The organism is Chryseobacterium scophthalmum, from assembly GCF_900143185.1.
Classification (GTDB): Bacteria; Bacteroidota; Bacteroidia; order Flavobacteriales; family Weeksellaceae; genus Chryseobacterium; species Chryseobacterium scophthalmum.
In genome coordinates this window covers 1,385,191-1,411,187 of sequence record NZ_FSRQ01000001.1, presented here as the reverse complement: position 1 = coordinate 1,411,187, position 25,997 = coordinate 1,385,191, and the positions used below count along the sequence as shown (strand labels likewise).

At 32.9% G+C, this 25,997-nt stretch carries 23 protein-coding genes and 1 pseudogene; 16 read left to right on the top strand and 8 right to left on the bottom strand.

Annotated elements, in window-relative coordinates; translation table 11 throughout:
• Nucleotides 1–41 precede the first annotated feature (41 nt).
• The 3 genes from BUR17_RS06345 to BUR17_RS06335 all read right to left on the bottom strand — a co-directional run bounded on the left by BUR17_RS06345 (nt 42) and on the right by BUR17_RS06335 (nt 4,873).
• Complete coding sequence (locus BUR17_RS06345) at nt 42–1,175, bottom strand: aspartyl protease family protein (RefSeq protein ID WP_074229482.1); 1,134 nt, start codon at nt 1,173–1,175, stop codon at nt 42–44.
• A gap of 227 nt (nt 1,176–1,402) precedes the next feature.
• On the bottom strand, nt 1,403–3,685 hold the full coding sequence (locus BUR17_RS06340; RefSeq protein WP_074229481.1) for a cation:proton antiporter: 2,283 nt from the start codon (nt 3,683–3,685) through the stop codon (nt 1,403–1,405).
• A 225-nt stretch (nt 3,686–3,910) separates the two neighbouring features.
• Nucleotides 3,911–4,873 carry a Gfo/Idh/MocA family protein gene (locus BUR17_RS06335; RefSeq protein WP_074229480.1) on the bottom strand — a complete coding sequence of 321 codons (963 nt, stop codon included), beginning with the start codon at nt 4,871–4,873 and terminating at the stop codon, nt 3,911–3,913.
• Nucleotides 4,874–4,995: 122 nt separating this feature from the next.
• Here BUR17_RS06335 and BUR17_RS06330 point away from each other — a divergent pair, with 122 nt between their 5' ends.
• The 4 genes from BUR17_RS06330 to BUR17_RS06310 all read left to right on the top strand — a co-directional run bounded on the left by BUR17_RS06330 (nt 4,996) and on the right by BUR17_RS06310 (nt 7,959).
• Complete coding sequence (locus tag BUR17_RS06330) at nt 4,996–5,646, top strand: protein-L-isoaspartate(D-aspartate) O-methyltransferase (RefSeq protein WP_074229479.1); 651 nt, start codon at nt 4,996–4,998, stop codon at nt 5,644–5,646.
• A gap of 345 nt (nt 5,647–5,991) precedes the next feature.
• Nucleotides 5,992–6,387: a DUF1801 domain-containing protein gene (locus BUR17_RS06320; RefSeq protein ID WP_074229477.1), complete on the top strand. Its 396-nt coding sequence runs from the start codon at nt 5,992–5,994 to the stop codon at nt 6,385–6,387.
• A gap of 144 nt (nt 6,388–6,531) precedes the next feature.
• Entirely contained in the window at nt 6,532–7,500 is a 969-nt protein-coding gene (locus tag BUR17_RS06315; protein ID WP_074229476.1) for a 2-hydroxyacid dehydrogenase, read from the top strand.
• Nucleotides 7,501–7,659: 159 nt separating this feature from the next.
• The gene (locus BUR17_RS06310) at nt 7,660–7,959 is read left to right on the top strand and encodes a hypothetical protein (protein ID WP_074229475.1); all 300 of its coding nucleotides are present in this window, start codon (nt 7,660–7,662) and stop codon (nt 7,957–7,959) included.
• An 82-nt stretch (nt 7,960–8,041) separates the two neighbouring features.
• On the opposite strand, the pseudogene BUR17_RS06305 reads toward BUR17_RS06310, so the two are convergent.
• A pseudogene (locus BUR17_RS06305) lies at nt 8,042–8,573 on the bottom strand (dihydrofolate reductase family protein); the annotation flags it as partial.
• Between the two features lie 314 nt (nt 8,574–8,887).
• Between BUR17_RS06305 and BUR17_RS06300 the strand changes: the two are divergent.
• The 4 genes from BUR17_RS06300 to BUR17_RS06285 all read left to right on the top strand — a co-directional run bounded on the left by BUR17_RS06300 (nt 8,888) and on the right by BUR17_RS06285 (nt 12,974).
• On the top strand, nt 8,888–10,882 hold the full coding sequence (locus BUR17_RS06300; protein ID WP_074229474.1) for a S9 family peptidase: 1,995 nt from the start codon (nt 8,888–8,890) through the stop codon (nt 10,880–10,882).
• Between the two features lie 189 nt (nt 10,883–11,071).
• Nucleotides 11,072–11,560 (top strand): DNA-deoxyinosine glycosylase, encoded by a 489-nt coding sequence (locus tag BUR17_RS06295; RefSeq protein WP_074229473.1) that lies wholly within the window; start codon nt 11,072–11,074, stop codon nt 11,558–11,560.
• Between the two features lie 54 nt (nt 11,561–11,614).
• On the top strand, nt 11,615–12,241 hold the full coding sequence (locus BUR17_RS06290; protein ID WP_074229472.1) for a hypothetical protein: 627 nt from the start codon (nt 11,615–11,617) through the stop codon (nt 12,239–12,241).
• Entirely contained in the window at nt 12,213–12,974 is a 762-nt protein-coding gene (locus tag BUR17_RS06285; RefSeq protein ID WP_074229471.1) for a hypothetical protein, read from the top strand. Before BUR17_RS06290 ends, BUR17_RS06285 begins: the two co-directional genes overlap by 29 nt.
• Before the next feature lie 51 nt (nt 12,975–13,025).
• Here BUR17_RS06285 and BUR17_RS06280 read toward each other — a convergent pair whose 3' ends face one another.
• The gene (locus BUR17_RS06280) at nt 13,026–13,718 is read right to left on the bottom strand and encodes an AIM24 family protein (RefSeq protein ID WP_074229470.1); all 693 of its coding nucleotides are present in this window, start codon (nt 13,716–13,718) and stop codon (nt 13,026–13,028) included.
• Between the two features lie 200 nt (nt 13,719–13,918).
• Here BUR17_RS06280 and queA point away from each other — a divergent pair, with 200 nt between their 5' ends.
• The 4 genes from queA to BUR17_RS06260 all read left to right on the top strand — a co-directional run bounded on the left by queA (nt 13,919) and on the right by BUR17_RS06260 (nt 18,085).
• Entirely contained in the window at nt 13,919–14,968 is a 1,050-nt protein-coding gene (queA, locus tag BUR17_RS06275) for a tRNA preQ1(34) S-adenosylmethionine ribosyltransferase-isomerase QueA (protein WP_074229469.1), read from the top strand.
• Between the two features lie 71 nt (nt 14,969–15,039).
• Nucleotides 15,040–16,074: a 23S rRNA (adenine(2503)-C(2))-methyltransferase RlmN gene (gene rlmN / locus BUR17_RS06270; protein ID WP_074229468.1), complete on the top strand. Its 1,035-nt coding sequence runs from the start codon at nt 15,040–15,042 to the stop codon at nt 16,072–16,074.
• A gap of 82 nt (nt 16,075–16,156) precedes the next feature.
• Nucleotides 16,157–17,035 (top strand): hypothetical protein, encoded by an 879-nt coding sequence (locus BUR17_RS06265; protein WP_074229467.1) that lies wholly within the window; start codon nt 16,157–16,159, stop codon nt 17,033–17,035.
• Between the two features lie 72 nt (nt 17,036–17,107).
• Complete coding sequence (locus tag BUR17_RS06260; protein WP_074229466.1) at nt 17,108–18,085, top strand: polyprenyl synthetase family protein; 978 nt, start codon at nt 17,108–17,110, stop codon at nt 18,083–18,085.
• Nucleotides 18,086–18,215: 130 nt separating this feature from the next.
• Here BUR17_RS06260 and BUR17_RS06255 read toward each other — a convergent pair whose 3' ends face one another.
• Entirely contained in the window at nt 18,216–18,512 is a 297-nt protein-coding gene (locus BUR17_RS06255; protein ID WP_066676336.1) for a hypothetical protein, read from the bottom strand.
• A 138-nt stretch (nt 18,513–18,650) separates the two neighbouring features.
• Here BUR17_RS06255 and BUR17_RS06250 point away from each other — a divergent pair, with 138 nt between their 5' ends.
• The 3 genes from BUR17_RS06250 to BUR17_RS06240 all read left to right on the top strand — a co-directional run bounded on the left by BUR17_RS06250 (nt 18,651) and on the right by BUR17_RS06240 (nt 22,309).
• The gene (locus tag BUR17_RS06250) at nt 18,651–21,083 is read left to right on the top strand and encodes an alpha-ketoacid dehydrogenase subunit alpha/beta (protein WP_074229465.1); all 2,433 of its coding nucleotides are present in this window, start codon (nt 18,651–18,653) and stop codon (nt 21,081–21,083) included.
• 103 nt (nt 21,084–21,186) lie between these two features.
• On the top strand, nt 21,187–21,939 hold the full coding sequence (locus tag BUR17_RS06245; RefSeq protein WP_074229464.1) for a class I SAM-dependent methyltransferase: 753 nt from the start codon (nt 21,187–21,189) through the stop codon (nt 21,937–21,939).
• A 28-nt stretch (nt 21,940–21,967) separates the two neighbouring features.
• A complete protein-coding gene (locus BUR17_RS06240; RefSeq protein ID WP_143747536.1) occupies nt 21,968–22,309 on the top strand; it encodes a hypothetical protein in 342 nt (113 codons plus the stop codon).
• Here BUR17_RS06240 and BUR17_RS06235 read toward each other — a convergent pair.
• The gene (locus BUR17_RS06235) at nt 22,299–22,688 is read right to left on the bottom strand and encodes a winged helix-turn-helix transcriptional regulator (RefSeq protein ID WP_074229462.1); all 390 of its coding nucleotides are present in this window, start codon (nt 22,686–22,688) and stop codon (nt 22,299–22,301) included. The two genes, BUR17_RS06240 and BUR17_RS06235, sit on opposite strands and share 11 nt — an antisense overlap.
• A gap of 269 nt (nt 22,689–22,957) precedes the next feature.
• Between BUR17_RS06235 and BUR17_RS06230 the strand changes: the two genes are divergently transcribed.
• Nucleotides 22,958–24,019 carry an NADH:flavin oxidoreductase gene (locus BUR17_RS06230; protein WP_074229461.1) on the top strand — a complete coding sequence of 354 codons (1,062 nt, stop codon included), beginning with the start codon at nt 22,958–22,960 and terminating at the stop codon, nt 24,017–24,019.
• Nucleotides 24,020–24,461: 442 nt separating this feature from the next.
• Here the strand turns inward: BUR17_RS06230 and BUR17_RS06225 are convergent, their stop codons facing one another.
• Complete coding sequence (locus tag BUR17_RS06225; protein ID WP_074229460.1) at nt 24,462–25,664, bottom strand: C1 family peptidase; 1,203 nt, start codon at nt 25,662–25,664, stop codon at nt 24,462–24,464.
• Between the last annotated feature and the right edge of the window lie 333 nt (nt 25,665–25,997).

The window sequence follows — 25,997 nt, the reverse complement described above, 5'->3', positions numbered from 1 at the left end:
AAAATCCGAAGAATAATACTTCGGATTTTGTTTTATAGGATTTAAACAGATTCTATTTCAATTTCTTTTGTTTCGTTATTCCGCTCTATAACGATTTTCAGTTTCGAACCGAAAAATTTTCTTAGAAAAGAGTACATTTCACAATTGTTTTTTGGAGGTGTTTCACCATTGATACTTATCAAAGTATCACCTAGAACCAAATTCTCGACTCTTGTAGAAAGTATTGTTATCATATTTTTTTCTTTCTCAACATTATAATTGACAGAAAATCCTAGATTATGCAGAGCTGTATCATTAATACTTTCAGTATTCTGATTCACCTGTTTTATAAAAAGCTTGTGATTTTTTAAATCTAAATAGGAAATAAACTGTTTGCTAAAATCAAATCCCATATTATTAAAATCATTTTTTGATGTTTTAAAAACCTGATTAGTTACATTAAGACTTTCAATTTGTATTTCCGCATTGTATATTTTATAGTGTAAATCTTTATCATTATTCACACCGTGTATTCCATAGCTATTACTCTTTGTATGATATGAAATATGCTGTTTTTTTTCTATATATTTATTTAGTTTAAAATCTGTGGTACTTAATCCTCCATTCCTTCCGGTATCAAACTGGACATAACGTTTCTGTTTTCCTATTGTTATAGGCAGATATGGGGCGGGAGTTTTTTGGAGTTTAATTTTGGTAAAACCAATAAGATGATTTTCATTAAATATTGAAGGACTATGAAAGACAATTTTTTTATTGTCAGGATTAATTTCAACAATATAGTTTTCCATTATATCTCGTCCAATAATTCCACTTATTTTTAAGTTCGTACAACTCATTTTTGAGAATGAACTTAAATCGGTATAAAGAACTTCTTCGTTAGTGTAGTTTTGATTTGAAAAATTAAAAGAAAAATTCACAGCATTGATTGATTTTCTTTCACTGCCAATTCCTCCTATGTTCTCAATAGTTTTTGAAACAGGAAGATTGAGGAAAACTTCTGAGTTTATGCATGTCATAAATGCTCCAGTATCAAAAACAAATTGATGATTTTTTCCGTCTACGGAGACATGAACAATAGGAAATCCTTCTATAATTTCAAATGGAATTGATAATTCCTGAGCTTCGTTTTTTGTAAAAGATAGAAATAGAATAAAGAATAAGAAAAGTTTGTACATAGTGGATTAAAAATATTTGATCTTAAAGTAAATTTGTGTTTTTCTTTGTGAAATTCATCTCTTTTTAAAGATATAAAAAAATGTGGAAAATGCTTTAAATGCACAAAGAGTTTTAAAGTCCAAATGTAATATAAATACCAATTCATCAAGCAAACTTAAAAGACCGAAACTCATCAAGTTCCGGTCTTTTTTAAAATATCAATATCTAAATTTATGAAAATTATTAATTAAGGATTTGAAATAATCAGTGTTGAAGGAATATCCGACAACCAAAGACTTTTAGAATCTATCAAACCTCTCCAGCTTTTTTTGCTGATTAACATTAAATCCTGAGACTGTAAAAACTCCTTTTCAATCTGTTTTTCGTTATATAAAGTGATGTGATTGGGTGCAACCTGTTCGATGCTTCTGATGAGTTCTTTCACTTCAATATTGTTTCTGATCTGTCCTGCAACATCGAGAATAATGATCTGTGAATTGTTATTGTTAATCAATCTTTTTGCGTATTCAAGCAAATAAAAATCACTTAAATTAAAGATAGGAATGAATACTCTGTCTGCCGAATTAAAGTCTCTGTCTACCAAAACTCCGACAGGAATATTGGTGTTATCTAAAATCTGCAAAGTAGAATCGTCGAATGGTGAATTGTTGAAAATATTGCTTTTTCCTTTTACGGTGTTCAATAATTTTTCAGGATTAATAATTTTTGTGGTGAAACCTAAAAGTCTTCCAAGCAAACTTCCTTCATACATCGATTTTCCGAGCATAATCAAAAGAAGATCATAATTTCCTTTGTTTGAAATATTTGTCAGATCATTTTCAATATCTGTGGAAGCTTTGAAAAGGGTAGTGACCTCAAGCTGAAGTTCCTGCGAAGTTTCGATCACGTTTTTAAACTGTTCTTTCTCAAAATTATCGATATCAAAAGCATGCAATTCATCAACAGGAGCGATATTCATTGCAGTTACACTTTTATTACCATTCATTTTATGCGTAAGATTATCGGCAAGTTTCAGTAATATACTTCCTGATTCTGGGGTTTCAAAAGATAAAAGAACTCTGTATTTTGAATCGTTTTCATCATGTTCCTCTTCTTCCAGTGACGATTTTTTACCTTTAAAGAAATAATTAATAATGTCAAGACAAGGTCCGGTCATAAAGGTGGTAAATAACGCCATGATGACCAACATCGTAAATAATTCGGGACCTAAAACTCCAAGGTCGTAACCGATATTCAAAACGATAAGTTCGGTTAAACCTCTTGTATTCATCAATGCACCGATTGTAAGGCTATCTTTCCAGCTTAGTTTTAAAAATTTAGCGGTCAATGCACTTCCTACAAATTTTCCGATAACGGCTGTAAGAATAATAAATCCGCCTATTTTCCAAAGGTGTGGATCATTTAATAATCCGACTTGTGTTCTTAAACCTGTAAATACAAAGAAAAGCGGAAGCAATAATACCAAGGCAACATCTTCTATTTTTTCGATGAATAAGTTTCTGAATTTTACATTTTCAGGCATAATTGCACCTGCCATAAATGCGCCGAATAATGCATGGATCCCGATAACTTCTGTTGCGTACGAAGAAATAATAAGAATTAAGAAAAATACGGCAACCAATGCTTTGCTGATAAAACCTTTTCCTTTCTGAGATTCTGCAATTCTGTGTAAGAATGGTCTCACTGCTTTGATCATGATGAAAACATAAACAATCGCCATGATGATCACGAAAATTGATCCCGAAAAAGATCCTGCTTTTACAACTGCAATTACGGCCGCTAAAATACACCAGGCTGTAATATCATCGGCTGCAGCACAGGTAATAACTACGGTTCCTATTTTTGTTTTATGTAAATTTCTTTCCTGTACAATTCTGGCGAGAACCGGAAATGCGGTAATACTCATCGCAATCGCTATAAATAAAGCAAAGGAACTGAACTGAATTCCTTCCGGAGCAAATTCTTTATAAATAAAATAAGACAGACCAACTCCCAATGCAAAAGGAATGATGATACTTGCATGACTGATTACGACTGCATCGTGCGCTTTTTTTCTTAAAACGCTTAAATCAAGCTCCATTCCTACAATATACATGAAGAGAATCAAACCGATCTGACTTAAAAACTGCAAGTTCCCTAATGATTCTTTCGGAAAAATAAACGCTGAAAGTTCAGGAAAATATAATCCGAAAAGTGAAGGTCCTAAAACAATTCCTGCAATCATTTCTCCAATTACGGAAGGCTGTTTCAGTTTCACACAAATCCAGCCAAATAATTTTGCAACCAAAATAATGGTAACAATCTGTGCCAGTAAAAGTGCTAAAGGATGATGCAGATTAGATAAAAAAGAATCGGTGAAGTTTTCCCACATTGTATTTCCGGTAACTTTGCTTGGTGGAATATTTTCTCCTATTTCAAGGGTTTTTCCTTCCACAAAAAACCAATACATCAATGCTGAGAAAAAGATAATCGTTGCTACATAAAAAATAATATTTCTATATTTCCCCATAATCAATTGTCATTTATTTGAGTGTAAATTTCTAAAGAATAAACGGATGTAAAAACTTGTTTTTTTTGAAATGTAATGAATCTACAGAATAATGTAATGAAAAGAATAGGTCTGTAATTTAATCTTGGTGATAAAAAAATCCCTTTCAGAAACTAAAAGGGATTTGCAATGTTTTTATAATTATATTATCAAAATGATAAATGTAAATTGTAATCTGATTAAAAATTAAGAGATCAATTTCATAATTTCTAAAGCTACTTTCAACGCTTCGGTTCCGTCTTCCAAAGAAACTTCTACATTTTTATCTTCTAAAATGGCATCTGCAAAAGAATTTAATTCATCCAAAATAGCATTATTCGCCTGAATATTTGGATATTCAAATAAGATCTGATTTTTCTCACCTTCTGCATTTTCAATGATCATATCAAATGGAGTAGGATTTTCAGGAGCATCTTTCATTCTGATTACCTCAGCTTTTTTCTCTAAGAAATCAACAGAAATATAAGCGTCTTTCTGGAAAAAACGACTTTTTCTCATCGCTTTCATAGAAATTCTTGATGTCGTCAAGTTGGCAACACAACCGTTTTCAAATTCAATTCTTGCATTGGTAATATCCGGAGTTTTGCTTACGACACAAACGCCACTTGCATGAATGTTTTTTACTTTTGATCTTACAACGCTCAACAAAATATCAAGATCGTGGATCATTAGGTCTAATACTACAGAAACATCAGTTCCACGCGGATTAAATTCTGCCAAACGGTGAATTTCTATAAACATCGGATTCTGAATATAATCTTTTGCTCCAATAAATGCAGGATTGTATCTTTCAACGTGACCAACCTGTGCTTTGATGCCGTTTTCACGACATTTTGAAAGGATTTCTTCAGCCTGTTCCAAAGTTTGAGTCACAGGTTTTTCAATGAAAAAATGAAGACCTTTTTCGATAGCTTTCAGAGCGTAATCGTAATGATAAAGTGTTGGAGTAACAATATCCAACATTTCAATCTGATCTAATAATTCATCAAAATTTTCAAAATATTTATATCCGAATTCAGCTTCTAGCTTTCTTCCGTTTTCTACATCTTTATCGTGGAAGCCTACGAAATCGTATTTATCAGACTGATTAAGAAGTCTTAAATGTATTTTTCCCAAATGTCCGGCGCCTACCAAACCTGCTTTTAACATAGCGTTGTAATTTTTGTAAAGATAATAATTTTAGGTATTAGGAAATAGATGATAGGTTTTAGGTTGATAAGTATTGATTGTTTTTTTACTTTTGTAGCTACACTATCTAATAACTGTTGATGATGCATGATTCGTTTGTACATAAAGGGAAAAGAAAAAATTTGGTTGAATATCTCAGACACAAGATTGGGATTTCGGATGAGAATGTACTTTCTGCAATAACTGAAGTACCAAGACATCTTTTTATTGAAAGTATTTTTGAAGATTTTGCGTACGAAGACCGTGCTTTCCCGATATTGGCGCATCAGACGATTTCTCATCCTTCAACAGTAGCAGAACAGTCTGAACTTTTGCAGGTGAAACCAGGAGAAAAAGTGCTTGAAATAGGAACGGGTTGTGGTTACCAAACTGCTGTTTTATTAGCAATGAAAGCTTTAGTTTATACGGTTGAAAGACAGAAAGATCTTTTCGATTTTTCTAAAAAGAAACTACGTGAAATGCATTTGTATCCCAAGTTTCAAAGTTTTGGTGATGGCTTTGCCGGACTTCCTACTTTTGCCCCTTTCGATAAAATTATCGTGACTTGTGGAGCTGCTGTTTTACCGACAGAATTATTGAAGCAATTAAAAGTAGGTGGAAAAATGGTCATTCCTTTGGGACCGACCGATCAACAGGTTTTATACCGATTTACAAAAATTTCTCCGACAGAAATTGAAAAAGAAGAATTTGGAGCTTATAAATTTGTACCGATGTTGAATAATACGAATCAGTAAGCTGAAGATTAATTCTCGTAACCTGTAAATATATTATGAGTCAAGAAAAAAAGAATGCACTAAAATCAATCGTATTTTATATAATAGCAATATTGATAATCGTTTTAATAAATATTTCAGGGAAATTCAAATCCGGACCATGTACACCAAATTTAGATGTTTTATCAGTTTTTATTTTTATAATACTGAATGTCATTTTGTTGATTATTAATGGAGTAAAAGCATTTGTGATGAAGAAAGAAACAAAACTTTCAACTATTGTACATCTTGCTGTTCTAATAATTTGGATTATTTACATTAATTTTAAAGTAGTTTAAACGCAACCAAATTTTTAACCCAAATGACATGATCAATCCTGATATTTTTGATTATAACGAAAGGCAATCAGATTCAGACAAAGAAATTTGCATAAAACTTTCTCAATTGATTGATTCTGGACTGAATGATGCTGAGAATAAAATCTGGCACGCTCATCCGGTTTGGTTTTTAGAAGGAAATCCAATTGTAGGTTACAGCAAACAGAAAAAAGGAATTCGCCTAATGTTTTGGAGTGGAAAATCTTTTAATGAAGAACAATTGAATGTAGAAGGTGAAAAATTTCAGGATGCCTCTGTATTTTATAATAATGTGAACGAAATTAATGAAACTGATATTTTACGTTGGCTTAAAAAATCTGCGGAAATTCAATGGGATTATAAAAATATTGTAAAAAGGAAAGGAGAATTAATCAGATTGAAATAATTTGTTTAAAATATTAATCTGAGATTTTTCGGAATGAAAATTGGACTTTAATTTGAATGAAATCAAAAAAAATAAGTCAATAATAATTAATGAGAACCTCACTTGTAAAAGTAGTGAGGTTTTTATTTGTCTAAAAAATAAATAATGAAAGTTTTTATAAACAAAAGAATTCCCGAAACAGGAATTACAATGCTGCAGGAAGCAGGTTTGGAAGTTACAATCCCGGAAAATGATGATTTGTCACGTGAAGAATGGCTGCAATACTGTAAAAATACAGACGCCATTTTAAATGTTGGAGCCAATGCATTTGATCAGGAATTTTTCGAGCAATGTCCTAATGTAAAAGCCATTGCTTTGTTCAGTGTAGGTTTTGATCATGTTGATATTAAAGAAGCCAGTAAAAGAAATATTCCGATAGGAAATACGCCAGATGTTTTGAGTCGGGCGACTTCAGATGTTGCATTTTTATTGATGCAATCGGTTTCCAGAAGAGCGAGTTTTTATTTTCAAAAAGTAAAAGATGGAAATTGGGGAAATTTTGATCCACTTTATGAGCTTGGTCAGGAATTGTACGGTAAAACGTTGGGCGTTTTCGGTTTAGGCAGAATCGGTTTTGAAATGGCTGAAAAATGCAAAAAAGCTTTCGGGATGAATATTATTTATCATAACAGAAATCATAATGAAGAAGTCGAAAAGCAACTTGATGCAAAATATGTTTCTTTCGATGAATTGATCGAGCAATCGGATGTTTTGAGTATTCATGCAAATTTTAAACCTGAACAAAGCAATCTTTTCAATGCCTCAATTTTTGGACGGATGAAAAAAAATGCCATTTTTGTGAATACAGCAAGAGGAGGTTTTCATAATCAGAAAGATCTGTATCAAGCTTTGGTTTCCGGACAAATTTGGGGAGCTGGTTTAGATGTTACGAATCCTGAACCTATTGAAGATAATGACCCAATTTTACAGTTGTCGAATGTGTGCGTTCTTCCACATATCGGTTCGGCAACGATCGAAGCCAGAAACGGAATGGCAAGATTAGCGGCAGAAAATATTATTGCTTTTTCTAAAGGAGAGAAAATGCCGCACATTGCAAATCCGGAAGTGTATTAAATTTGAGATTTAAGGTTTGAAATTTGGAATTTGATTTCGATTTGGGAAATTTTGAAAAAAAGGGTACAATTTTCAACTTGATTCTTTCAACTTTTTCCTTGGCTCTTTAAAAAATGGACTCATTTTTGTCTATTCTTTAGTAACACTAAAATAAATATTATGATAGCTGAAGATAACAAAAACGAACAAGACAGAAAACTGGAGGAGATGGATTACAAACCAAGTGAAGATATCTTCAACAAAGAAAAACACATTCCTTTGGATGGAGACGGAAATCCTATCATCAATCCCGGTCACGTCAACGACGGAATGCCTTATGGTTTAGATATTCCGGGAGCTGAAGATGATGATAATTTCGAACAAATCACCGACCAGCTTCCTGATGAAGAAAATAATCTCTACAGCAGAAGCGACAATGAAGATGATCATGAGGAAGAGAATGACGATATTATAAGTTAAAATACAAATCCCCGCAAAATTGATAGCGGGGATTTGTGTGTTTAGAAGAGTATTTTTTCCAATTTATAGTCCATCGTTCAGATTTTCTTTTATAATAAAGCTGAGTCAGTCCCGTTTCGTATGTTTTTACACTAACAAACTGAAGCTCTTGTTCTGGTCTTCCGTCTTTAAAAAGCCTGGTTCCATCGCCTAATAAAACAGGAACAACAGAAATTATAAACTCGTCAACTAAGTCGTTCTTCAATAGTTCGTTTATTATTTCTGATCCTCCGTCACAATAAATATTTTTTCCTTTTTCAGATTGTAGTTGTTTCACCAAATCAGTCAGGTTTCCTGTGTAAAAAGTAGTTCTTCCCACATTGGGTCTTTCAGTCCTTGTAATCACGTAGACATCTCTTTTTCCGTTATCATAATGAGATGGCCCTATTTCTTTAAGCACATAATCATAAGTTTTTCTTCCGATAATTAAGGTATCAATGGTTTCTGTAAATTAATTCTGTATAACCATAATCTTCGCCTTCTTTTTCTACGGTTTTCAGGAAACTGAGATCATCATTTGGTTTAGCAATATAACCGTCTAAGCTTGTAGCAATAAAAAGAGACACTTTTCGCATGGTTTTGTATTTATTTTAAGGTTAATAATATTTTGTCATAGCACGATATTGATAATCGTAAAAATACATGTTTGTAAAAGTATTTGTAGCTTTTACAAATTTTGTATCTGTTTTTTAATTGAAAACGAGCTTGGAAATTAATGTAATTCTTAATTAATGATAATGAAGAGAAATACAATTCGAAAAGATTCAAAACTTATTCTTCTAATTTTTTCGCTTCTTTTTATTTTAAATATTAACTTTGGCAATCTTAGAATAATAAAAGAACCGAGGAGATTTCAAAATCCAGAAAGTTCATAAAAATAGTACAGAATATGAAACTTAAGTACAGTCTGCTCGCTTTGGCAGCGCCTTTCTTAATGAATGCACAACAACTCATGACACCTGAAATTCTTTGGACTTTGAAAAAAGTAGGAGTGCAGGCTGTTTCACCCGATCAATCATCGCTGATCTATAAAGTCGGACAGGTTGATCTGAAAACTGAAAAAACAAAAAACGAAAACTATTTCCTGAATGTCATCAATAATCAGTCTTCTAAAATTGATTTAGGTAAAAAAGCTTTAGTTCAGTGGGATAAAAACGGACTTTACGCTCAGGAAGGTGATAAGATTTATCTTTCAAAAGACAGCGGAAAAACCTGGACAGAATTTTACACCATCGGTGAAGCAGATAACATCGTTATTTCTCCGGATGGAAAGAAAATTGCTTTCAGCAAACAGGTTTTGGTTGAAAAACTAATGGGGAAAGATAAATATGCAGATACTCCAAAAACGACCGCACAGGTTTATACAGATCTGAATCACAGACACTGGGATTATTTTAATGAAGGAAAATACAATCACGTTTTTGTGGTTAATACTTCTTCAAGTGTAGATTCTGCTAAGGATTTATTGGAAGGAAAAACATGGGATTCTCCACAAAGACCTTTCGGTGGAGCAGAAGATTTCGTCTTTAGCCCAGATTCTTCAAAGCTTTTATATGTTACCAAACCTAAAAGTGGCAAAGAATATTCTACAAGTACAAACACCGATATTTTTGCTTACGATTTAGCTTCAGCAACAACAAAAAATTTAACAGAAGGAATGATGGGTTATGATGTTAATCCAAAATTTTCACCAGATGGAAAATGGTTGTTGTGGCAAAGTATGGAACACGAAGGATACGAAGCCGATAAAAATGATATTGTGCTAATGGACTGGAAAACCGGTGCAAAAAGCAATATGACAGGAAACTGGGATGAAAGCGTAACCGGAACAACTTTCTGGAGCAGCGATTCTAAAAGTATCTTTTTTAATGCAGCGTTTCGTGGAACTGTTCAGTTATTTTCTGTAGATCTTAAAAATGCAAAAGTAAGTCAGATTACAAAAGGGAATTTTGATGTAAATGATATTTTTGCAGAAGGAAAAAAATCTCTTTTAGTTTCAAAAACGGATATCAATCATGGAGCAGAACTGTTTTCTGTAAATCTTAAAAATGGAGAATTAAGTCAGGTTACAGATGTCAATAAAGATACTTATGCAAAATTGGCACAAGGGAAATCTGAATTGAAAATGGTGAAAACTTCAGACGGAAAAGAAATGGGAGTGTGGTTTCATTACCCACCAAATTTTGATCCGAATAAAAAATATCCAACTTTATTGTATTGTCAGGGAGGTCCACAATCTGGATTAACTCAATTTTTCAGTACAAGATGGAATTTTGCATTAATGGCAGCAAACGGTTACATTGTTGTTGCACCAAACCGTCGCGGAATGCCGGGTTGGGGAACCAAATGGAACGAAGAAATCTCAAGAGATTGGGGTGGACAACCGATGAGAGACTATTTGGCAGCAACAGATTATGCTAAAACTTTACCTTATGTAGATGGTGAAAGAGTTGCAGCTGTAGGAGCAAGTTACGGAGGATACAGCGTATTTATGTTGGCTGGAATTCACGAAAACAGATTCAAAACATTCATCGCTCACGACGGATTATTTGATATGAAATCTTGGTATTTAACAACAGAAGAGCTTTGGTTCGCAAACTGGGATCTTGGTTCGCCTTGGGAAAAGCCTCTCCCAAAAGCATATACAGAATTTAATCCAAGCAATTTTGTAGAAAAATGGAATAAACCAATTATGATTATTCAGGGCGGAATTGATTTTAGAGTACCTTACGAGCAAGGTCAGGAAGCCTTTCAATCTGCAAAGTTAAGAGGCTTAAAATCTAAATTAGTATATTTTCCGAACGAAAACCACTGGGTTCTTCATCCACAAAACGGTTTAGTTTGGCAGAGAGAATTTTTTGATTGGCTGAAAGAAACTTTGTAGAAAATATTTTCACTCTAATTCCCCTCCTTTGGAGGGGTGGATAAATTTTCAAAGAAAATTTAGACGGGGTGGTTTTTAATATTCTCAATATTTATAATACTTTATAAAATATCAATAGAAGCGGGCTTTAGCCCGCTTTTTGTTTTTAGATACCCTCAAGGCTTTAGTCAAAATTTATATATTTGAATCATGCAAAACCGAATCTCATCATTTCGACCATTTATCGATGAAAAATCTAAAATTTTAATTTTAGGCTCAATTCCAGGTGTGAAATCTCTTGAGAAACAACAGTATTACGCTCATCCACAAAACAAATTCTGGAAAATTATTTTTGAATTGTTTAGCGAAGAATTTACAGAAGATTATTCCGTGCGAATTAATATTTTAAAGAAAAATCACATTGCAATTTGGGATGTTATCGATTCCTGCGAAAGAAAAGGAAGCCTTGATTCTGAAATTAAAAATGAAGAAGCTAATCAGATTGAAAAACTGTTAGAAAATTATCCAAATATAAAAGCTGTTTTCTGTAACGGTGGAAAGTCGTATAAAAATCTACAGAAGTTATTAGGCAAAAACTTTAGAATCCCAATACATTTATTGCCTTCTACAAGCCCTCTTCACACGATTTCTTTTGAAAGAAAATTTGAGGATTGGAAAAAGGTATTAGATTATTTATAAACTATAAACATTTCCAATTAAAAAGATATATTTGTGTTTCACAAATACTTTTATATGAAGAAAAATTTTTTGCTACTGTTTTGTTTTATTTCAAGCTTTGTTTTTTCGCAGTATAGCTTTGACTATAGATTTTTAGTTAAAAATTCTGATGAAAAATCTGATAATAATAATTATTTCGATACAGAAATTCTTATAAATACGCAAAATCCTAATTATTTTATTTACCGTTATAAAACTAATGAAGTTAGATTGTTTGATTACGATAAAGGAATGACAATCTATTTCTTAGACAAATCAAAAAATAACGAAGTGCTTTATAAATATACAGGAAGAGAAAGTTTTATTGAAAGTGAAAATAAAGAGACTGAAATTATCGAAATTAAAGAAGTAGAAAAAGACATATTTGCAATAAGAACATTTAAATCAGAAAAGGAAGAAGCTAATCTTGAATTAAAAATTATATTACAAAAATCAGAAAAAGATCTATTATATTTCTATAAATTAGATTTAGGAAACATAACCCCGCAAAAGATTTTAAATGCCTTTAGACAAAAACTGATACAGTTAAGAGGAAATAGTAATTATATAATAACTTCTTTAGAAAGGAATTATACAAATGGATATAATGTCAAAGGTGTGAAACTTGTTAAATATGAAAAAATTAATAGGGTTATTAGATAAAAAATATAATAATATATTAGTTGCAAAATTATGTGTAGATTTTCCAACTTTTTGCATGAAAAAAAGTATTTTATTGTTATTTTGTTTGATCTCGATATTTAAATATTCTCAGGAATATCAGTTTGATTACTTCATCAGAGAAAAATCGGAGCATCAATTGCCTAAAAAAAAGGTTTGGAGCAAAGAATGGTTTTACAATGTAAAAACCGATACCAAGCTTAACTTAGAGAGTTATAATGACAAGGTTATTGCAGTACTATATTCAGAGGATTATAGCTTAAAACATGTTTTTAAAGTTAAAAAAGTAGGAGAACAATTAAATTTTATCTATAAGCATTCTCGAAAAATTAATCAAGATTACTATCCTAAAATTATTTATAATGGAAAAGAAGTCTTTGATATTAAAAAACTTGATTCTTTGAAATATAGTTTTGTTGTTTTCAAGGATTCAAAACGGAAAAAGAAAGTAATTGAAGCAGTTGTTAATCTAGAAACTGCAGATTTTGAATACCTTGATTTTAGAATAGATCATATAATTACACGTGAAGCTGAAAAACAATTAAAGAATTTGCTTCATCAGAATCAAAAATATATAGTTAGAAGTGTTGATTATAAATACAATTCTAAATATAATAGATCCAATTTTTTTGAATTAATTCAAAAAATCGACTTGACTGTAGAGGTACCTAAAGTTTTAAAAGAATCTACTAATTGGTCAGATTTCGAAGACTAAAAAATGTCAACCAAACTTGGTTGACATTTTTTAATGATATATAATAGTAAATTACTTCGCTACCACATAAACCTCCTCATAAGGCTGTATCAAAACCCATCCATTACCAGAAAACTTCATCTGAAATTCTTCACCGCTTCCTCTTCCAATTAAACTTTTAAAAGAAACATTGGTTTTTAGTTCAGGACTTAAATTTCCAGACCAGGCTACTGTTGCATTTGGATCTGTGAAAACCGGTGCATCCGGAGTGACCAATAAAGTTAAAGGTTCACCATGAGTGGTTATTGCGACATGTCCAGTTCCTGAAAGTTTTACCTGAAACAATCCGCCTGACATTACTCCGGCAATGCTTTTCAGCATGGTGATATCACTTTTTATACTTTGTTCGTGTGCCAAAACATCATTTCCGTTCACACAAACTGTTTCATTATTTAGATATAAAATCCTTACTTTTTTTCCATCATCTGCAACGTACAGTTTTCCGGTTCCTTCGGCTTTCATCAGCTTAGAACCTTCACCGCTGATTGCTTTTTTCAATAAATTCCCAAGTCCGCCCGAAAGCATTCCCTGTCTTTCAAAATTGATATTGCCGATATAACCAACCATGCTTCCTGTTTTTGTCCAGACCGCCTGATTATTTAAATTGATTTCTAAAAGTGCTGGTTTTTCCAGTTCGAAATAATCTCTTTCAAGAGGGTTTTCTTTTGTTTCATTTACAAAAGATTCAATAGAATATTTGCTCATCGTATATATTTTTGATTAAGCCAAAATAATCATTTTTTAGACGATAATACATTAAAAATAATAAAATTTCTAGCCTCTAACCATCATGAATAAAGAGGAGTGAAATAAACACTTGACAAAGGGGTATAGAATGTTGTATATTTGCACCTCGAAAATTACACCATGTAATTTCAAATAATTTTTAAACCGTAATTTAAAAAATGAAGACATCCGATTTTAATTTTGATCTCCCTGAAGAATTATTAGCTGAGCATCCGTCTGAACATAGAGATGAATCAAGGCTTATGGTTCTTGATAGAAAAGCTCAAACTATAGAACATAAATTATTCAAAGACGTAGTAGATTATTTCGACGAGAAAGATTTGTTCATTTTCAATAATACTAAAGTTTTCCCGGCTCGTCTTTACGGAAATAAAGAAAAAACAGGAGCTAAAATTGAAGTTTTCTTGTTGAGAGAACTAGATAAAGAAACTCGTGTTTGGGATGTTTTGGTAGATCCTGCAAGAAAAATAAGAATTGGTAATAAATTATTCTTTACTGAAGATGAATCTTTGGTTGCTGAGGTGATCGATAACACAACTTCAAGAGGTAGAACTTTAAGATTCTTATTTGATGGTTCTTATGAAGAATTCAGATCTAAATTGAAAGAATTAGGAGAAACACCGCTTCCTAAATATATCAAAAGAGACGTAGAGCCAGAAGATGCTGAAAGATATCAGACGATTTATGCAAAAGTAGAAGGAGCTGTAGCAGCACCAACTGCAGGTTTGCACTTCTCTAAGCATTTGATGAAAAGATTAGAAATCAAAGGAATTGACTTTGCTGAGGTAACGCTTCACGTTGGATTAGGAACTTTCAACCCAATCGAGGTGGAAGATCTTTCAAAGCATAAAATGGAATCTGAAGAGATTATCATCGATGAAAAAAATGCTGAAATCATCAACAAAGCTGTTCAGGAAAACAGAAGAGTTTGTGCAGTAGGAACTACAACGATGAGAGCAATTGAAACTTCTGTTTCTTCAAACAGAAAAATTTCAGCTTTCAATGGTTGGACTAATAAATTTATTTATCCGCCACACGATTTTGGAATTGCTAACACAATGATTACCAATTTCCATACACCAAAGTCTACTTTGATGATGATGATCGCTGCATTTGCTGGAAAAGATTTCCTAATGCATGCCTATGAAGAAGCCGTAAAAGAAAAGTATAAATTCTATTCTTACGGTGATGCAATGTTGATTATTTAATTAAGATATAAGGTAAAAGGTTGCAGGTATTAGTTATCTGCAACCTAAAACCTAAAATCTACAATCTTACAATGAAAGATATAAGAACTCTATCCCTCGACCAACTCAAAGATTATTTTGGGTCTTTAGGAGAAAAACCGTTTCGTGCGAAACAGGTTTACGATTGGCTGTGGAGCAAAAACCTACATTCAATAGAGGAGATGACGAATCTTTCAAAGCAGCTTCGTGACAGAATTTCTGAGGAATATACCATCAATCCTGTTTCTGTAGATCAGCTTCAGAAGAGTACAGACGGAACCATAAAAAACGGAGTGAAGCTTCACGATGGTTTATTGGTAGAATCTGTTTTAATTCCCACAGAAACCAGAACGACAGCTTGTGTTTCTTCACAGGTGGGATGTTCTTTAAACTGCGAATTTTGCGCAACAGCAAGACTCAAAAGAATGAGAAATCTTGAAGTGGCTGAAATCGTAGATCAGGTTGCCTTAATCGACAGCCAAAGCAAAATGTATTTTAACAGACCGCTTTCCAATATCGTATTTATGGGAATGGGAGAGCCGATGATGAATTACAAAAATGTGGTTGAAGCCATCAGAAAAATTACTCAACCGGAAGGTTTGGGAATGTCACCAAGAAGAATTACCGTTTCTACATCCGGACTTCCGAAGATGATAAAAATGCTCGCAGATGATGATTTGCGTGTGAAATTAGCCTTATCACTTCACTCAGCGATTGAAGTGAAACGTAACGAAATCATGCCGTTCTCGGATAAATTCCCGTTGACGGATATTATGGAGTCTCTTCAATATTGGTACAAAAAAACAGGCTCAGTCATTACTTTTGAATATTGTGTCTGGAAAGGAATTAATGATGGCGATGAAGACATTAAAGCTTTAATTAGATATTGCAAACAAGTTCCTTCTAAAGTAAATTTAATTCAATACAACCCAATCGGGGACGGAAAATACGACCAGTGTAACAAAAAAGCCGAAGACAACTATGTTCGTCAGCTTGAAAATGCCGGAATTACCGTTATGATCCGTAAAAGTAGAGGAGGTGATATTGATGCAGCTTGTGGGCAGTTAGCCAATAAAGTTACCGACTAAATTCTATTTAATCAATATCTTTTCTAAAGGTTTTTGATTATTCTTAACAGTTCGTTTATACTTAAAATCTTATTTTTGTAGAATGAAGAAGATCATTCTATTATTTATCCTATTCTTTTTTCAGACTGCTTTTTCTCAACAGGCAGAAATTTTTAAGCTTAAAAAATATAGAATTGCAGTTCTCAACGATTCGATTCAGGAAACTTCCGGATTGAATTTTTTTGATGGAAAATTATACACCTTCAACGACAGCGGGAATCCTGCGGAATTGTATGAAATCGATAAAAACTCAGGAAAAATTTTAAAGGTTTTAAAAACAAATGCCGATAATAAAGACTGGGAAGCGTTAACCAACGATGGTGAAAACTTCTACATCGGTGATTTTGGAAACAACGCAGGAACGCGACAACATTTAAAAATTTATAAAATTCCTTTTCAAAATAATCAGTTACAAAATGATTCGATAAAAACCATTTCGTTTTATTATCCTGAACAAAAAGATTTTATATCAAAAAATATCAATACAGATTTTGATTTGGAATCGATGATTTATTTAAACGGTAAAATACATATTTTCACAAAAGAATGGGCTTCAAAATCGACTACGCATTACACGCTCGATCCAGAAAATTTTGAAAATCAAGCTGCCGAAAAAGTTGAATCTTACAAAACAAATTTTGTCGTTACAGACGCATCTTATTTTGATAAAAAGCTTTATGTAGTAGGATATACCAAGAAAACGGAAGTCTTTCTAAATATCTTTAATGAATCTGAATCTGGAATATTTTTCAAAGAAAAACCAAGACATCTTTATTTGGGAAGTGCTTTAACAATTGGTCAGATTGAAGGAATTGCTGTTGATGAAACTGGCATTTATATTTCTGGTGAAAAATTTTATTCGCCCATCAAGAAAACCAAACCATTTTTTTATTTTATTCCCAAAGAAAAACTCCAACTTTAATTTCTGTTAAAATTGGCGGAAAAAAATTATCTTTGTGAGAATTAATAAATACTCACCCATCATTCTTACTTCGTGGCAAACATTGTAGAAGAAATCAAGCAGCCGATCAATGAGGAAATGAAACTTTTCGAGCAGAAGTTTTATGAATCTATGCAGAGCAGAGTCGCTTTACTCGATAAAGTTACCCGTTTTATTGTTACCACAAAAGGAAAACAGATGCGTCCAATGTTTGTGTTTTTGTGTGCAAAACTGATTGGAGACGTCAACGAAAAAACATATCGTGGCGCTTCAATGATCGAGTTGATTCACACGGCAACTTTGGTGCACGATGATGTGGTGGATGAAAGTTTTAAACGTCGTAATTTCTTTTCAATCAATGCTTTGTGGAAGAATAAGATTGCGGTTTTAGTTGGTGATTTTTTACTTTCAAAAGCAGTTTTACTTTCTACCGACCACAAAGATTATGATTTACTTTCCGTGATTTCCAGAACCATCAGAGAAATGTCTGAAGGTGAACTTCTTCAGTTGGAAAAAGCCAGAAAACTCGATATTACCGAAGATGTTTATTATGAAATTATCCGTCAGAAAACGGCTACTTTAATTGCTGCATGTTGCGAAATCGGAGCTTTGTCAAATGGAGCTGATGAAAATTTAGCTAAAAAAATGATGCAGTTCGGTACATACACAGGAATGGCTTTTCAGATCAAAGATGATTTATTTGACTATTTAAGTTCAAACGTCATCGGAAAACCAGTTGGAATCGATATCAAAGAACAGAAAATGACTCTACCTTTGATTCATACCTTAAAAATAGCCAGCGAAACCGACAGAAAGTATTATTTCAATACAATTAAGCGTTACAACAACGACCAAAAACGAGTAAAAGAACTAATCGCTTTTGTAAAAAGTTCGGGCGGTTTAGACTATGCAATTACCGTAATGAAAGATTTTCAGCAAAAAGCAAAAGATATTCTTAATGAATTTCCGGATTCTCAGGTTAGAGAATCTTTACATAAAATGCTTGATTACGTTATCGAAAGAAAGTTCTAAAAGATTTTTTTGTTTATTTTAATTCTCGAAGATTAGGGAAATTTAGCAGATTTAAAATAAATCAGCGCAATCTGCAAAGTCAGCGAGAGATATTGATTGGTTAAATTTTAAAATGATCTTAAATAAGTTCTTAATCTAAGATCATTGTTGTGATCATGATCACCGACAAAACAATACAAAATAAAGCGGTTAAAAATAAATAATCCGCAATCTGCTCGTACCTATTCTCCATCTTTTCCTTCTTTGATCTTATTGACATAAATGATAAAAAACAGCTGCATGCAAAAAGTACACATGCAACTCCCGCAAATTCATCTAAATAAGTGTTATGGCTCGTTTTTGTGATTTTAAGTGAGGTGATAATCAGCATAGAAAAACCCAGTAAATTGCTGGATGCATTCAGAATATGAGACGATTTTTTTTCCATTTTTTTATATTATGTAAAATTAAGATAGAATAATCTTGATTATCAAATTTTTAAAAAACATTATTGAAAATTAAAATTAATATAAAAAGTGTATATTAGCAAAATACTTCATTAATAAAATTAATTTAATATTTGGCAATGCAAACAACCTATATTGAAACTCAACAGATCTCCTTTCAAGATTTTAAAAATCAAATACTTGAAGACTATAAGTTAGGAAGAATCTCTCGTGAAATGTCTTATCTTGGCAGAAGAGAAGTACTTACCGGAAAAGCTAAATTTGGAATTTTTGGAGACGGAAAAGAGCTTCCGCAGCTTGCAATGGCAAAAGTTTTCAAAAATGGAGATTTCCGTTCAGGATATTACAGAGATCAAACCTTTGCTTTGGCAGCAGATGCTTTGACGGTTGAAAGTTTCTTTGCACAGTTGTATGCTGATACAAGTGTAGAAAGAGAACCTGCTTCAGCTGGAAGACAGATGAATGGTCACTTTGCAACAAGAAGTTTGAATGAAGACGGAAGCTGGAAAGATTTAACAGCACAGAAAAATATTTCTTCTGATATTTCTCCAACGGCTGGTCAAATGCCTAGATTATTAGGATTGGCGCAGGCTTCAAAAATATACAAGACCGTAAAATTTGACGGTTCTGAAAAATTCTCAAGGGAAGGTAATGAAATTGCTTTCGGAACAATTGGAGATGCTTCTACAGCAGAAGGTCATTTCTGGGAAACTTTGAATGCTGCTTGTGCGCTTCAGGTTCCTATGATTGTTTCTATTTGGGATGATGGTTATGGAATTTCGGTTCCTACAAAAAACCAGAGAGCAAAAGCTGATATTTCTGAAATGTTGAGTGGTTTCCAGAGAAAAGAAGGTGAAAATCAAGGTTGTGAAATTATTCAGGTGAAAGCTTGGGATTATCCTGCATTATTGGATGCTTATGCAAGAGCTGAACAGTTTGCAAGAATGGAAAGCGTTCCTGTTGTAGTTCACGTAATTGAAGTTACGCAGCCTCAAGGTCACTCAACTTCAGGTTCTCACGAAAGATATAAGAATGAAGAGCGTTTGTCTTGGGAATCTCAGTTTGACGGATTATTGAAATTCAGAGAATGGATTTTAAATTATTCAATCGAGATTGAAGGAAATGAAGAGGTTTTGGCAACTGTTGAAGAACTAGATTCAATAGATGATGAAGCTAAAAAAACGGTAAAAGCCGGGCAGAAAAATGCTTGGGAAAATTACCAGAAAACAATTACAGATTTAATCAATTCAGTTTTACCTTTGGTTGAAAACCTTAAAGGACAGAATACTGAAATTGAAAATTATATCAGTCAGTTCAATAAATTGGTTTCAAAAGCGAAGAAAGATGTTTTTCATTTGGTGAGAAAATCTTTATTGGCTACAAGAGGAACCAACTCTGCAGAAAGAAGCCAATTGATGCAGAAATACAATGAGATTTTTGAGGTTGAAAAAGACAATTATTCTTCTCATTTGTATTCTCAGTCTCAGTGGAAAGCTGAAAATATTCAGGAGATCAAGCCAGTTTATTCGGATGCTTCTGAAGATGTAGACGGAAGAGTAGTGGTAAGAAATAATTTCGATAAAATATTTGAAAAATATCCTCAAACTTTGGTCTTTGGTGAAGATGCCGGAAATATCGGTGACGTAAACCAAGGTCTTGAAGGAATGCAGGAAAAATATGGTGACGTTCGTGTTGCCGATACAGGAATCCGTGAAGCTACAATCTTAGGTCAGGGAATCGGAATGGCAATGAGAGGTTTAAGACCAATCGCAGAGATCCAGTATTTAGACTATATTTTGTATTGTTTACAGGGAATGAGTGATGATTTGGCGACGGTTCAGTACAGAACAAAAGGAGGTCAAAAATCACCTGTGATCATCAGAACAAGAGGTCACAGATTAGAAGGAGTTTGGCATTCAGGTTCTCCAATGGCGGGAATTTTGAACCTTTCAAAAGGTATTTTGGTATTAGTTCCTAGAAACTTAACGAAAGCTGCAGGATTCTACAACACAATGCTTCAAAGTGACGATCCGGCTGTAATTGTTGAATGTCTAAACGGATACAGATTAAAAGAAAAACAACCTGATAACTTAGGTGAATTTACTGTTCCTGTTGGAAAAATTGAAGTTACAAAAGAAGGAAAAGATGTTACTTTGGTAACATATGGTTCGACTTGGAGAATTGTAATGGAAGCAGCGGAAGAACTTGAAAAATTGGGAATCTCTGCAGAAGTTATTGATGTTCAGTCTTTAATTCCTTTCGATTTAACAAACGAAATTGCTGAATCTGTGAAAAGAACTAACAGATTGGTTGTCATCGACGAAGATGTAGAAGGAGGAACTTCAGCGTTTATTTTGCAACAGATTTTAGAGAAGCAAAAAGCTTTCAGATTCTTAGATTCTGATCCGTTGACTATTGCTGCAAATGATCACAGACCAGCTTATGCAAGTGACGGAGATTATTTCTCTAAGCCATCTTCTGATGATATGGTTGAAAGAATTTATGCCATGTTTAATGAAACAAATCCTCAAAAATATCCTGCGATATTTTAATTGAGATTTTAGATAAATTTTGAAACCGCTTTCTTTTTGGAAGCGGTTTTTTTGTTGAAGAATATGTAAATTTGAACGCTATCAAAATTTAGTGAAAATACAGATGAAAATCACAAAACTCGTTGTTCTCTTCAATTACCAGAAAATAGTTTTAGGAATCATTGTTTCCATTGTTCTTTTTGGGTTGTCGTTTTTTATTAATTCGAATGATTTTATTTTGTTTTTCAGAGTTTTAAGTATTCTTATTATTTTGAACATTATTGCTTCACTCGTGGCTTCTTATATTTTGTATGACAATTCAGACTTATACGAATTAAACAATTTAAAAGGAGTTGTAGACTGGAATAAAACTGAAAATGTTGTTTTGGTTCATGCCAGTTTTGATCCTTTGTCTAAAAGTCTGGAAGAAAAATATCCTAATTTAAATTTAACAGTTTGTGATATTTTTGGAAATCGTCACGAACAGGAAAAAGGAATTGAAACTTCAAAAAAGATATTTCCTCCGAATCCTAAAGAAATAAAAATAAAACCTCATCAATTGCCTTTTGATGATCGTTCTCAAGATGTAATTCTTGCCATAACTGCACTTCACGAAATTTTGGATCACGACCAAAGGGTTTTATTCTTTAAAGAAGCTAAAAGAGTTTTAAAAGATGATGGTTTGATCGTTATTTCAGAACAGTTCAGGGATTTTACCAACTTCGTTTTCTTCAACATCGGAGCCTTTCATTTTTTAAGCAAAAAGCAATGGCAAAAAGCAATTTCGGAAGCAGATTTGGAAATTGCTGAGAATAAAAAGATTACACTGTTTGCGAATATGCTAATAGTAAGAAATAGGATGTTGGGAGGTGTTTAATTTGTTAAATTATTTAAATTCAAAATCAATGAAAATCAGATTTTTATATTTTTGTCTTATACTAATTATTATAAGTTGTAAAGATGAAAGAAAAGAAGTTTTGCTAGCAGACAGAGAAGCTCCTTTAGGTTGGATATATTTGAAAATGTATGATGATAAAAGTTTTGAATTTATTTCTAAAGGAATGATGAGAGATAACAATGTTTACACGGGAAATTATGAATTAAAGAATGATACTCTTTATTTTAAATATATCGATTCCATTCCAAAAGCAGGCTCAAAAGCTATTATTCAGAATGGTTATGTGAGTTATATTGACGGAAGTTATCCAGAAAGTGTTCAAATTAAACTTAATAAGCTTAAACAATAGCATTTTTCTTTTCCCTTTTTTCCAAAAGCATTTTACAATCCTTCTCTTTTTCAGGGTCATAAACATGATATTTTGTTTCCCATTCTTCCAGTTGGTATAGGATAGGTAAAAGCGCTAAACCCTTTTCTGTCAACGAATATTCTACTCTTGGCGGAAGTTCTTTAAATTCTTCACGGATGATTAATCCGTCAGTTTGCATTTCTTTTAATTGATCGGTCAGAACTTTTCTTGAAATAACATTAATACGCACGGCAAGCTCTCCAAAACGTAGTTTTCGGTCTTTAATAACCAATACGATAATCGGTTTCCATTTGCTTCCCAATGCAGACATTGCTTTGCCTAAAGGACAGCTGTATTGCATCAATTCGTTTTGTTTCATAGCAGAATACAATTAATTTAAATCAGTAAAACTTAAGATGTATAAAAATAAAAATCTCTGATTTTTAAAATAACTTAAGTGCTTTTATTTACATTCCTATTAGATTTAAAATAACTTAAGTGTTTAATCTTTTGTGGTTAAACTTATACGTTACTTTCAGGTTACTAATGTAAGTTACTGCGAAGTTACCACTATTTTTTCATTGAAAGATACAAAAACAAACTATTATTAGTTACTTTGTGTAACAATTATAAACAAATACTTTAAAAATGAGTACAGAATCATTGTTTAAACCTTTTCAATACAAAAATTTAGAACTAAAAAATAGAATAGTAATGGCTCCGATGACGAGAGCGCAATCTGATAACGGAGTTCCCACTCAGCAAATAGTAGATTACTATGCAAGAAGAGCTGCTTCGGAAGTTGGGTTGATCCTTTCTGAAGGAACAGTGATCAACAGACCCGGATCTAAAAATCTACAAAATATCCCTGATTTTTATGGAACTGAAGCATTAAACGGCTGGAAAAATGTGATTGATGCAGTTCATCAAAATGGAGGAAAAATGGGACCACAGATTTGGCATGTTGGTGATACAAGAAGTTTAGAAGATTATCCTTTAGTGGATATGGAGAAAGCTTCTACAATGACCTTGGAAGATATTCAGGATACAATTGCTCAGTTTGCGGCTTCGGCAAAATCGGCAAAAGATTTAGGATTTGATGTTTTGGAAATTCATGGCGCTCATGGTTATTTAATTGATCAGTTTTTCTGGGAAGTAACTAATACCAGAACTGATGAATACGGAGGAAAAACATTAAAAGAAAGAAGCAAATTTGCGGTGGATGTTGTAAAAGCAATGCGAGCTGCAGTAGGAGAGGATTTTACCATTATTATCCGTCTTTCTCAGTGGAAACAGCAGGATTATAAAAGCAGATTAGCTTTAAATCCTAACGAAATGGAAGATTGGTTATTGCCATTAAAAGAAGCCGGAGTAGATATTTTCCATTGTTCACAAAGACGTTTTTGGGAACCTGAATTTGAAGGTTCAGATTTGAACTTCGCAGGTTGGGCTAAAAAAATTACGGGTCAACCAACAATTACAGTTGGTTCTGTAGGATTAAACGGTGATTTTATGGCAGCTTTTGCAGGAGAAGGCTCAGAAAAAGCAGACCTTAAAGATTTGGTAAGAAGACTTGACCGTGAAGATTTTGATCTGGTTGCGGTAGGACGTGCTTTGTTGAGCGATTATCAATGGGCAAAGAAAATTAAAGACGGCAGAGTAGAAGAGCTTACAGATTTTGCTGGTTCTAGTTTAGGAGTGCTTTATTAAAAAACTTACAGTGAATTGCAGGTTTGCTTCGTGGTCAATTTATTATTTAAACTTTTTTCTACGATTACCTGAGAAGTAAAATGGGCAGTTCACTTTTATTTTATACATAATTTTACCTATAATTTTTTTAATTTTTAGAGAAACCGTTTTCAATTTTTTTGAAAGCGGTTTTTTAAAATTTATTTTAACGCAAAGTCTGCAAAGATTTTTTTAATTATTGAAAATATTCTTCGTTCGCAAAAGCGTTTCACTCAGCAAAGAAATGGAAGCCTTCGCTGAACGAAGTGCCTTTGAGAACGAAAAATATGCAGTATGCGAGAAAAATACCTTTGCGGACTTTGCGTTTAAAAACAGCACTAAAAAAACCGCCTGAAAAAATTCAGACGGTCTATTAACAAGTTTAAATATCTAAAATTGTCACCTAGTAGACAATAATGATTTTTTACAAACCAATGCTTTTGCTTGGTTTCAATTGCTTTCTGATGTTCTTAGGAATTGCATTTTTGTGAACCAAAATTGCAGTTGATTTATACTCAACATATGGTCTAGTCACATATAAATATCCATCAAAATCATTGGTTACACCCCAAGAATTTTTCACCATATAATATTCTTTACCCGACTGATCTTTTGCCAAACCTACGATGTGCATTCCGTGATCATCAGTAGTAGAAAGATTGTTTAAAGCTTTCTGACGCATATCTTCAGTAATGGTTTTATCTTTTTTAGGCTGAGTAAATAAATCTTTTTTTACTTCCGGAGTAATCTGATCAAGATCTACATCTGGAACGTAAGCAACTCCATTTTTGTATGAAAAATAAGGCTCAGAAACGTCTGTTGCCCAACCTACAGAGTATCCTTTGTTAACAGCATTATCGATAATTGCAGTCAATTCATTCATTGGAATATTCCAGTCAGAATCATGGCTCCAGTTATCAGGAATCGGAACTACAAATTTCTGGTAATAAGGATAATCTTTGTATGAAGACAACTCCACATAATCTTCAGGATTAATTCCTACCACTTCTTTAGCAAAAGTTTTTGGAGTATAATTTTTCCCTTCGTAGGTAAAATTCGTAGGTACTTTTCCTAAATATTCATCTAAAATAGCATCTACAGAAGCCATCCAGTTGTCCGAAAGTTTTCCTTTTGAAGACGCTTCAACTAAGCTGTCTAAAACCGGCTTTAGTTTGCCCTGCATTTCTTTAAAATTATTTAAAGACTGTCCGGCTTTCAAACCTGTATAAACATCTTGTGGAACCGCTCCGTATTTTTTGTACATGTTAACAACATCGTGAAGCTCACCTCCATCTCCCCAACTGATTGCTCCGCCATTTAACACGTATAATTTTGCTTTATCGTGATAAGAATTTCTTGCAGTAAAGATTTCAGCCAAATCAACTGGTTTTTTGCCCATCCTCTGCATTTCAGACTCCAGAAAAGAGTTTCCTGAATAGCTCCAACAAGTTCCTGATGAACCCTGGTTTTTCACCGAAGTTGCTCCCACATCTTTCAACGTAGTAAATTGGAAATTGGCATTTTGAGACTGATTGTTTTTCAACTTGTTGATCAGGTCATCCTGAGCAAACATCATACTTCCTGCGCATAAAACAAAAAGTAGTGACGCAAATCTTTTGTTTTTCATAAGTAACGAATCTATTTGTTTTTAAAGGTGATTTTGAAATTGTTTTCGACTAAAATTTCTCGTCTTAATCATGCACAATTTTATCAGCTTTAAATTGATATTCTAATAGTCTGCAATGTTAAGGATATGTTACAAGATTTTATGTTAAAAAAGGGTTAAAATTGAGTGGGAGAGTTTTAGGGAATTAGAGCAGGTGGATTTTTAGAGTATCAGATACATTTTGCCCGTCCTACTTAAATTAAGGTTGTAAATATTTAATGATTCAGCCTTTTAACTGTCAACTAAAAACTATCAACAACTTTCCTTATTTTTAAAAAAAGTTTACAATGTTTC